Origin of the sequence: Okeania sp. SIO2B9, from assembly GCF_010672505.1 — a bacterium.
Taxonomy (GTDB): domain Bacteria; phylum Cyanobacteriota; class Cyanobacteriia; order Cyanobacteriales; family Microcoleaceae; genus Okeania; species Okeania hirsuta.
Genome location: NZ_JAAHGK010000141.1, coordinates 1 through 8,801, shown reverse-complemented (window position 1 = coordinate 8,801; position 8,801 = coordinate 1). Strand labels below are relative to the sequence as shown.

General features: G+C 35.1%; 8 protein-coding genes. 7 read left to right on the top strand and 1 reads right to left on the bottom strand.

What is annotated here, in order from left to right:
- Nucleotides 1–684: 684 nt before the first annotated feature.
- From F6K13_RS07510 to F6K13_RS07500, 3 genes are all read left to right on the top strand, one after another.
- A complete protein-coding gene (locus F6K13_RS07510) occupies nt 685–1,434 on the top strand; it encodes an alpha/beta fold hydrolase (protein WP_124145325.1) in 750 nt (249 codons plus the stop codon).
- Between the two features lie 309 nt (nt 1,435–1,743).
- Nucleotides 1,744–2,058, top strand: coding sequence for a hypothetical protein (locus F6K13_RS07505; protein ID WP_205127386.1), 315 nt, complete (start codon nt 1,744–1,746; stop codon nt 2,056–2,058).
- Nucleotides 2,059–2,535: 477 nt separating this feature from the next.
- Nucleotides 2,536–3,096 (top strand): Crp/Fnr family transcriptional regulator, encoded by a 561-nt coding sequence (locus F6K13_RS07500; protein ID WP_124145324.1) that lies wholly within the window; start codon nt 2,536–2,538, stop codon nt 3,094–3,096.
- On the opposite strand, the gene F6K13_RS07495 is transcribed toward F6K13_RS07500, so the two are convergent.
- Nucleotides 3,086–3,889 carry a phosphorylase gene (locus tag F6K13_RS07495; protein WP_287287136.1) on the bottom strand — a complete coding sequence of 268 codons (804 nt, stop codon included), beginning with the start codon at nt 3,887–3,889 and terminating at the stop codon, nt 3,086–3,088. The genes F6K13_RS07500 and F6K13_RS07495 overlap by 11 nt on opposite strands.
- Before the next feature lie 254 nt (nt 3,890–4,143).
- On the opposite strand from F6K13_RS07495, the gene F6K13_RS07490 reads away from it, so the two are divergent.
- The 4 genes from F6K13_RS07490 to F6K13_RS07475 all read left to right on the top strand — a co-directional run.
- Nucleotides 4,144–4,983, top strand: coding sequence for a bifunctional 2-polyprenyl-6-hydroxyphenol methylase/3-demethylubiquinol 3-O-methyltransferase UbiG (locus tag F6K13_RS07490; RefSeq protein ID WP_287287134.1), 840 nt, complete (start codon nt 4,144–4,146; stop codon nt 4,981–4,983).
- A gap of 76 nt (nt 4,984–5,059) precedes the next feature.
- Complete coding sequence (locus tag F6K13_RS07485; RefSeq protein ID WP_287287133.1) at nt 5,060–5,254, top strand: hypothetical protein; 195 nt, start codon at nt 5,060–5,062, stop codon at nt 5,252–5,254.
- 859 nt (nt 5,255–6,113) lie between these two features.
- Nucleotides 6,114–7,031 carry a M23 family metallopeptidase gene (locus F6K13_RS07480; RefSeq protein WP_287287131.1) on the top strand — a complete coding sequence of 306 codons (918 nt, stop codon included), beginning with the start codon at nt 6,114–6,116 and terminating at the stop codon, nt 7,029–7,031.
- 1,391 nt (nt 7,032–8,422) lie between these two features.
- Nucleotides 8,423–8,801: MBL fold metallo-hydrolase (locus F6K13_RS07475; RefSeq protein WP_287287130.1), on the top strand; the 379-nt coding region annotated here is incomplete at its 3' end.

Sequence of the window (8,801 nt, the reverse complement as noted above, 5' to 3'; positions counted from 1 at the left end):
AGAGAGTTAGATAGATTTATATAAATCAATACAGTTTAGTAAATTTCCTTTTACCCTCTAAATAAAATCAGACTAAATTCCAAAATCTATCTAACTCTCTGAATAGATCAATGCTTTCTTCCTTCTAGAAAGCTAGGAACATCTGATTTTATTTAGAGGGTAACAGGAGATTTACTAAACTGTATTGATTTATATAAATCTATCTAACTCTCTGAATAGATCAATGCTTTCTTCCTTCTAGAAAGCTAGGAAAAAAAGAGAACTAAACAAACTCGATCAATACAAAATTCAGAAGTCACGCCCGTCATAATTTCTGAATTTAATTCTGTACAATCCGCAGATTTCGGGAGTAATTTTGAGAGCCAAGTTCAATCATAAATTTGCTGGTATTTTATTAACTAGTAGGAAATTAATACCCACCACTAATTAATATGAAATGTGAAAAAGAATGCTATAGAAAATATTCTCAATTCTTGCTTTTAAGAGAGAGATATGTAGCAAGATTTTACTATTTAATTTAATTATTTATCTTGATTTTTCCTCCTAACTACTGACATCAGATTTAATCTATGAAACTCTCAACACCTACTCCTGAAATTACCTTCTTGCTTCTGCACAATTATTTTGTACTTAAAGATACTATTTACTAATTATTATCTTGATAACTTAGGAGAATGAAAAGCAATGTCTAAGATTCCAGACGTATTGTGGTTAAAGACCAGTCCTAGTCTACAAGTTTTTGACCGACGATTGATTAATTACCTATCAAGAAAAGTATTAATTGCTGAATGGGATTATTTTCAAACTGCTGATGAACCTTGTACTCTAGACGTAGCTGTAACATTACTCCATGATTATCTCAAATCTTTGAATAAACCTATTCATCTTATTGGTCATAGTACAAGTGGATTAGTAGGATTAATGTATGCTCGTAAATATCCAGAAAGAGTGAAGTCTTTAACTTTATTATCTGTCGGCGTTCATCCTACAGTTGATTGGCAAGCACATTATTATGTACATCGCCATCTTTTACCTTGTAGTCGCCAAACAATTTTGATTAATATGGTGCAAAGTTTATTTGGCGAACAAGATAAAAGAAATACTCAAAATTTAATCAGGATATTAGAGAGAGATTTAGATTTATCTCCATCACCTCACTCATTGTTAAAACGCCAAAGTATGGTTCCTAGAGGAGTTCCTGTACCTTTAATGGTATGTGGTGGCAATGACGATCCGATTATCGATCCTAATTTAATTGGAGGATGGCAACCATTTTTAAAACCCGGAGACCGGATTTGGGAATGTCCTGAAGGTGGTTATTTTTTCCATCATTTTTATCCTCTAAATGTAGCACAAGCACTGCTAGAATTTTGGCAGAATAATGCACTGGTTTTATCGGATATAACTCAGGAAGTAATAGCGAGTAAAATTTGATATTCGTAAAGTAACTAGGCAGAAAATTATTATTGCTAATTATTGGCTTATTTTTCTGAAAAATAAGTGTTTTATTTCTTTTGAAAAAACCGTAAGTAAATAGTTAGCAATCTCTTAAAATTTTCCTAGTTATAGCGTTTCTCAGGTTAGCGAGGTACAGTTATCTTTTTTCTTTATATTTCCCTGTTGCCTGTTGCCTGTTGCCTAAAACCCAGAATTGTGTACCTCACAAGTATGATAATTACTATATACGACTAAATATAATTAGTAATTTTTCCCAAATTATTAATTCAGAATAGAGTTAAAACTATGATTAATTTGATTCCAGAATATCTACTTCAAGAGCTAGGTCGTATCATTTTTATGATGGGTCTTCTATCATTAATTACTATAGGTTTGCGGAATTTTTGTTTGACCTTTCAGCAAGGAATAAGTTATGTTAGACGACTGCATCAAATTCCTTGTAGTCGCTGTATATTTTTTACAGGAGATTATCGTTTGAAATGTACCGTACATCCTTATAATGCTCTTACCGAAACAGCTCTAAATTGTAGTGATTATGAACCAAATAATTATCTAGCAAAACCAATCTTACAACAATGTAAATCTAATTCACAATATTAGTCAGCATTCAGCTATCATATCATGTCCGGTAGCATCGGTATTGTATAGCTAAGGTAAGGAAGAGGGTAGAGGGAAGAAGGAAGAGGGAAGAGGAAGGAAGACTTAAGTTAAGAGCAAGAAAAAACTTAAATTTCCTATATATATTCATATATTCATGCTTGGGTTTACACAAACTATACAAACGGACATGATATCAGTTATTAGTTATTAACTTAATTATCTTAGAAGGAGAATTCAAAATTATGTTTGCTAAGACATTTTTCAATCCTGTTTCCTGACGGATTCCGCAGGAAAAAACCTTTTACAGCTAGCTATTCCCTGCTCCCTATTCCCTAGTGCTACGCGCTATAAAATGAAGTAATTTTGCGATTAATGTATAACCTGATTTTATATTACTCTTTGTTTTGAGAAATTTAACAGCAAATTTTGCTTAGTCAAATCCGGGAATTTTCAGCACAAATAAATAGGAGAATAATTATGAGCTTAAATTCAGTAATTACTAAACCTCAAAAACTGAAGCAGCATCAATTTAAACGTCGCCAATTAATACCATTAACAGATATATTATTATGGCGAATAGATGCTGGGGTGGTTCGCACTCTTACCAAAAATGAAGAAGAAAATACGATCACTTTAGGATTTTGGGGTACAGGAGACATCGTTGGTCAACCTCTATTTCCATCTTATCCTTATCAAGTTGAATGTTTAACTATTGTAGAAGCAAGTATCTTACCAAGGGGTTATTTCTATACTCAAGAAGTAATGCTTTCTCACATTCAAAAAACTCAAGAGTTACTAAGAATTATTCATTCTAGAAAAATTAAATTACGACTGTTGAGATTATTAAAATGGTTGACCGATAGATTTGGTAATCAACTGCCAGAGGGAAAAATATTGGATATGAGGTTAACTCATCAAGAATTAGCTGAAATTATTGGTACAAGTCGCGTTACTATAACACGACTACTAAATCAGTTTGAAAAAGAACAGAAAATAGGATGGTCCCAGAATAATTGCCTAATTATTTTTAATCACTAAAAAGACAACTTGTAACCTCCTGCAATACTTTTAATCCTTGAATACTACCTCGAATAAGTTGGAAAGCAGGCAGTGGTTGGCGAAACATAGTGTTTGCCAATGCTAAAGGTTGCAAACTTCCAGATGATGTCAGAGCAGAAGAGATATTGGGAAGGTCATGATAACAGTCATCGCTGACCACTCTCACCATCGCCACGGAGACAGGTAAATGAGCAAAGAAATTGAGAATTGCAAAACCTTCCATATCTACCACTTCTGCACCAGTATTTTTTCCCAATAGTTGTTTTTCCTGCGCCTTATAGATGAAGCGATCGCTAGTTAAACCCGTTACTAAAGAAGCTTTTCCTTTTAAATGTGTTTGCAACTTAGCTGTTAAAACACTATCGCACTTTTGCCGGAGTAACTGAGAATAATCTTTTGATTTTGGGTTTAATACCCTGCCGTCTACATGGTGTTTACAATTGATTGGAGTTTGAGTCCCCATACACTTCTTCCTTCTTCCCTCTTCCTTCTTCCTTCTTCCTTCTTCAATATATTCAACACACTCATTATAAATAACCACATCTCCAGGTTGATATTGACTAGATAAACTACCACACAATCCCATAACCAATATTGTAGAGGGTTGATGGGAGGAAAAATCTTGTCTTTTTTGCCAGTTATTCAAATAACGAGTAACAGATGCAGCACCTATAGGCAAAGACAATAATTTAGGCTGAGATAACTCAGGGGTAAGACCGCGCTTCACAGATTTTAGTTCTGGCCCTTGGACAACCAAAATTGTATCAATCATTTTACAGCAGTTTTCGAGTCTCGGAGGTACAAAGTTTTATTCCTTTAGGGAACAGGGAACAGGGAACAGGGAACAGGGAACAGGAAATATAAGAATAGCCTTACAACTGTACCTCACGCTTCCTCAAAAGTGCTGTAATTATAAATACAAATGTTAAATAATTCTAAATTTTTGAACATCTTAAATTGCATACCCTCTTATGTTGTTGGAAATATAAGTAATTAGCCAACAATAGAAGGGGGATATTTTTATAGATGTCAGGGTCTACAGACTATATTTTTAGCAATACTCAAAATCTCAAAGAATTAGAAAGACTACAGGCGATCGAACAAATTTTTGACCAAAAAACTCGTGAACGAATTTTAACAACTGGAATCACAGAAAAATGGCAATGTCTGGAAGTAGGAGCAGGAGCAGGAGCGATCGCTAAATGGCTCGCAACAGTTATTGGAGATAGTGGAAAGGTTATTGCCGTTGACCTAGATACTCGTTTTTTAGCAAAAATTCAATCATCTAATATTGAAGTTTTAGAAGCAGACTTTTGCCATCTCGCACTGGAAAGTCAATCTTTTGACTTAATTCATGCACGTTGTCTTCTCATCCATATTCGAGACTTTCAACTTGCCTTATCAAAAATAGTAGATTTGCTCAAACCTGGTGGATGGTTAGTCATTGAAGAACCAGATTTTTCTGCAGCTAAAGCTATTGCGGGGGATAGTCAAATGTGTCAGTCAGTAGACCAAGTCAATCTCGCTATTGAGAAAATGTTTGTAGATAGAGGAACAGATTATGCTTTAGGAGGTAAGTTACCAGAGATATTGCAAAAGTATGATTGGCAAAAGTTATCTGTAGAAAATGATGCTCCTGTTTCTCCAGGGCGATCGGAAATAGCCAAAATGATGAAAATGTCTGCAATGCAGCTTACAGAAAAATATATTGCAACTGGTAAAGCAAGCTACTCTGACGTTGACAACTATTGTTTGTTTGCAGAAGACCCTAATACGCAAGCAATTTATCACGCAACAGTAGGAGTTATTACACATCTCCAGAAAAGAGGGAACAGGGAACAGGGAACAGGGAACAGAGAAGAATAATTGATAATTTCTGGATAAGAATTGATTTTATTTTTGATTTTTGGAGATGTCTATTGCACAAAAATAAAAATTGGCGTTGCTGAAGCACGTGTATGGTATTAATTTTAATTCTTTAGGAGTCAACCCACCCGCGTGCCCCTCCCAGGAGGGGAAAGACCGAGTCAGTCCTCAGGAAGGAAGAAAGAATAAGAAACCCCGAGTAAAAGGAGAAAGTTTTTTGCTCGCCCTCTTATCCGGACAAGATATCATACCTCAAATCAGCAACGCCTAAAAATTTTATAGCAGGGAACAGGGAACACCAGATATGGGAACAGCAGTGCGACCGTGAGCCCACGACAGATGTAATATCAAATCCGGTAGCATCGGTGTAATTAGATAGTTAATCTAGGAGTCAGTCCTCAGGAGGACCTCCTCAGGAGGGAAGAGAATGCGCGAAACATTTGCTCTTGGATGAAGATGAAAATTTTTTTTATACCGAACCCGAGTGGATTTGATATAAATTAGCAAAACCCTATGAGAATACTGATTCCTGTGAGGGAACAGCGGAAAAAACTTTTTCCTGTATTTGATTCACGATCGCAATAAATCCTAAATAACTCAATATTTGCTATAGAACCTATTAGACCTCTGCGGAAAAGAGGGAACTAGGGAGTAGGGGGAAAGAATTGATGATTTTTGCGCGATCATTGATTTAATTTTTGGGCGTTGGTAATTTGAGGCATGATACCATGTCCGGATAAGAGCGCGATAGAACTCCGTTACCTTTACGCGACCAAAAAACTTTCTCCTTCTACTCAGGGTTTCTTCTTCTTTCTTCCCTCCTGAGGACTGACTCCTAAATAATTAAGATTAATATCATACACGCGCTTTACCAACGCCGATTTTTGATGATCACCAGATGTCTATTTGGGATCTATGCTGTTGCCTATTGCCTATGTTTACTACTCCCTCACTCCCCTACTCAATAGCCAAGTTGAAAAGTTTTTGAGAAATGATATTACTCATCATCTCACTCTAGCTCTAGAAAATTTCAACGTTTCTTCCTCAGACAAAAATTTTCTAGGGGAAAAAATCTCTAATCAAAGGCTAATATCAAACTGGTAACTATTTTTTTCCAATTTGTACTGCTTATGACTTCTCAATCCTACCTTTACCTTTTTACTACATTATTGTGGTTTATTAATCCACTTTTATTAATGCAGGCAAATGCTCAATCCCAACCTATGAAAATTCCTACTCCTTCCATTTCAGAAGAAGCAAAAGAAGTTTGTCCCCCACCAGCTTTATCTCGCCTCCAACGTCATACAATTACCACTGGAGAAACCATTGAAACTATTGCTCAAAAATACAACCTCATTCCTCCTACCCTGTTAGCATTTAATCGAGTACTACAGAAAAGTCCGCCAACCGTAGGTACTGAGATAATTATTCCTCCCTATAATGGTATCGCTGTGAAAGTACCTACTGGCACAACTTGGAAAAATGTTGCAGAAAATTATAATATCCGTGCTGATGCATTATATGAAGTTAATGGTTGTCCACAAACACCAGAACAACAGACACCAGAAGTGGTTTTTTTACCAGGAGTAAATTGGTCTCCAGGGCGAAAAACACCCCCACAAATTTCTTCATTAAAAGGTTATCCTTTACCTTTTGAAACTAGGGTTATTTTAGGTTATGGTTGGTTACTACATCCGATTAAAAATCAAGTAGTTTTTCATAGTGGTTTAGACTTAATTGCTAATAGTGGTACATCAGTGTTTTCTGTAGGAGAAGGGATAGTGGCATTTGCTGGCAAACAAGGTAATTATGGCAATTTAGTAGTAATTAACCACGCTGCTGGCAAGCAAACTCGTTATGCCCATTTAGATTATATTAATGTTAAAACTGGTCAAAAAATAGCACAGGCAGAACTTTTAGGCACAGTTGGTCAGACAGGAACACCTGATTTTGAGGAAGCTCATCTTCATTTTGAAATTAGATATAATTCTCCTTTTGGTTGGGTTGCTGAAAATCCTAATTCTTATATTGAAGTTATTTTTAAGTAGCTGAAAATAACTACTAATAAAGTGTAATTACTGATAAGTATACACCACTTAAATATTGACTCAATATATCTCTATTTTGCTTCTGTGTGTTATTAATAAATTTCTCTCCAGTAAATACCAATTTTTCCTGTTGGGATGACAACAAAAGCAAACTATGTCATAATTAATCTTAGGGGTCTTTTTGGTTTTTATAGGAAATGGTTAATAAGTTTCCTAGAAAAAATGAAGATATAATTGATTCCCAAACAATAAAAAACACACGAACTAGAATAAAAATTAGGAGTATAGATGATGATAAGCGTACCACTTTACTTAATGATGTTATGTTTCCTAGCTACTATTATCTGGGAAAAAGTAAAATATAATTCTGAAGCAGATTCTCAAAGCTAAATTCAGAACTCAGAAAATTTTTTCTCCTCCAATGGTTATGTACAAAATGATTTAAACTCCCTAAATTTACCGATCGAATTTGGTTATTTATGGAATATATAGCAGAAGTCAAGAAAGAAGAAAGCTTTACTTATCTAGGAGAGAAGGAATAAGGTTGAGTATTGATATTCCATTGTTTTAAATATTCCATAAGTCAAGAGTAATCATAGCAGTTACTATATATTCTTCCCCTATCTCTCAAGATTACTGCTATCTATAACTTTTATATAAGCAGGTTTTTTACGAAAGTTATCGGAAATATAAATTCACTTTTTTTGTTATATCTAAGTGGCATTATATCAATAGTCCTGATCTGAAGTTAATGAATATTAATACTCAATCCCCACCAGTAAAAGACCTTGAAAAAAAACACAAAATTTTACCTTGGTAAGAAACTTTTAGGATATTTTTTTCAAAGTTAATCACAGCTAGATTTAAGAAGTAATATCATGTGCGTTGGTATTGTTTGTATAAAAACTTGGGAAATATCTACTTTTTCTTTTTTTCAAATCTTCTTCCTTCTCTCCCAGATAACTAAAGTCTTCTTTCTTCCCTGAACTTTATAATACTGATCCTGCCGGACTTGATATCAGATATTTGCGAGCAAAATTCTCACACCGTTTACCCAGCAAATTTAATTAAACTAGACACAGTAATACTATCGAACATATTAGACATCTGGTAAAAATCCAAAATCAAAGCAATTCTTATCTATAAATTGTCAATTATTTATCCCTGTTACCTCTCTTTGTCCGCTACCAGGTGCATCTGCCGCCGACCCGGGGTCGCACCACTGTTCCCTGTTCCCTCTTTTCTGGAAATGTCTATTATTAATTTCCTCTACTCAGCTATCTGCGATCGCCTCTTAACCCTAAGCAACTGATGGCCGATGGACAATATCCCATCAATTGTAATAAATTGTTACAATAATGATTGAAAGATAATTTAATTTTATAAATATTATGCATCTGACTTGGTTAGATAGTAATTCCTGGTTAATTGAAATTGGAGGCAAACAACTCCTGCTGGACCCTTGGTTAGTTGGCCCCCTAGTTTTCGGTAATCTACCTTGGTTATTCAAAGGAGAGAGGCGTACTCCCCGTGCCATACCAGAAAATATAGATTTAATTGTATTGTCTCAAGGTTTAGAAGACCATGCTCACCCTCAGACCCTAAAACAGTTAAACAAAAATATTCCTGTAGTCGCCTCTCCCACTGCAGCAAAAGTAGTACAAGAGTTGGGCTATTCTCAAATAGTCACACTTGCCCATGGTGAGACATATTCTTTTGATAATAGTATTGAAATTAGAGCAGTTCCTGGTTCACTCGTTGGCCCAACTA

Excerpts from the sequence above, each read along its gene's own strand:
- F6K13_RS07510 (WP_124145325.1), top strand. The coding sequence starts at position 685 with ATGTCTAAGATTCCAGACGTATTGTGGTTAAAGACCAGTCCTAGTCTA.
- F6K13_RS07505 (WP_205127386.1), top strand. The coding sequence starts at position 1,744 with ATGATTAATTTGATTCCAGAATATCTACTTCAAGAGCTAGGTCGTATC.
- F6K13_RS07500 (WP_124145324.1), top strand. The coding sequence starts at position 2,536 with ATGAGCTTAAATTCAGTAATTACTAAACCTCAAAAACTGAAGCAGCAT.
- F6K13_RS07495 (WP_287287136.1), bottom strand. The coding sequence starts at position 3,889 with ATGATTGATACAATTTTGGTTGTCCAAGGGCCAGAACTAAAATCTGTG.
- F6K13_RS07490 (WP_287287134.1), top strand. The coding sequence starts at position 4,144 with ATGTCAGGGTCTACAGACTATATTTTTAGCAATACTCAAAATCTCAAA.
- F6K13_RS07480 (WP_287287131.1), top strand. The coding sequence starts at position 6,114 with ATGACTTCTCAATCCTACCTTTACCTTTTTACTACATTATTGTGGTTT.